Source organism: Ensifer sp. ENS10 (assembly GCF_014852025.1).
GTDB lineage: Bacteria > Pseudomonadota > Alphaproteobacteria > Rhizobiales > Rhizobiaceae > Ensifer.
Map to the genome: position 1 here is coordinate 1 of NZ_JACVAS010000033.1, position 866 is coordinate 866.

The 866-nt window shown below is 66.4% G+C and carries 1 protein-coding gene; it reads right to left on the bottom strand.

What is annotated here, in order from left to right:
- Window positions 1–866, bottom strand: an 866-nt coding sequence (locus tag IB265_RS36240) for a recombinase family protein (RefSeq protein WP_246806172.1), incomplete at both ends; no start/stop codon positions are given.

The window sequence follows — 866 nt, forward strand, 5'->3', positions numbered from 1 at the left end:
CGGATAAGGCCGAAGCGGTGGGCTTCGTCCAGCAAGTCTCGAACGGAGGAGGGCTGCCACTTCTTGCCGCCGCGCACAGGCCGTTCGCCCATCTGGTCCAGTTGCGCGGCAATGTCGCGAAGCGACAGGTCGGGATCGGCAATGGCGATCGCCGCCACCAGCTTCATCAGATGGTCCTCGGGGGCGCGGCGAGGGGAGCGGGCCAGGAGGTCTTTTTCCGCGAGCTTTTCGCGGACCAGGCGATGAACGGCGCGTCGCAGGCGCTCGACGGTCCAGTCGTGACCGCGGCGATTGAGCACCCGCACGACATTGTCCCAACTGTGCTGGGGCCGGAGTTGCCGTACCATCGGCAACCACGTCTGCGCGGACGCAATGAGCTCATCGAGATAGCGTTTCTCGCGCGCTTTGGAGACGGCCTTGATTGCCTCCGGTCGCCGTTCGCGCAGGCCGGGGTTTCCGGGAAGCTTGCCGCGCGCCTTCGCCGCCTTGATGCCGGCTTTGGTGCGTTCGGCGATCAGCGCCCGCTCGAGCTGGGCGACCGCGCCGAGGACCTGGAGGGAGAACATGCCCTGTGGCGTCGAGGTATCGATCGGGTCGCGGATCGACCGGAAGTGCACACCGCGCGCCTCAAGGTCTTCGATCACCGCCAAGAGATGACTCACCGATCTGGCCAGCCGATCGAGGCGGACGACGACGAGGACGTCGCCCGTGGTGAGCTCGCCAAGCAACTTGGTCAAGACTGGGCGAGCGCGCGATGCCCCGGAGCCATGCTCCTGATAGATCCGATCGCAGCCGGCAGCGCGCAGTTCGTCGATTTGAGCATCGTGGACCTGGTCGTCGGTCGAGACGCGGGCGTAGCCGATCAG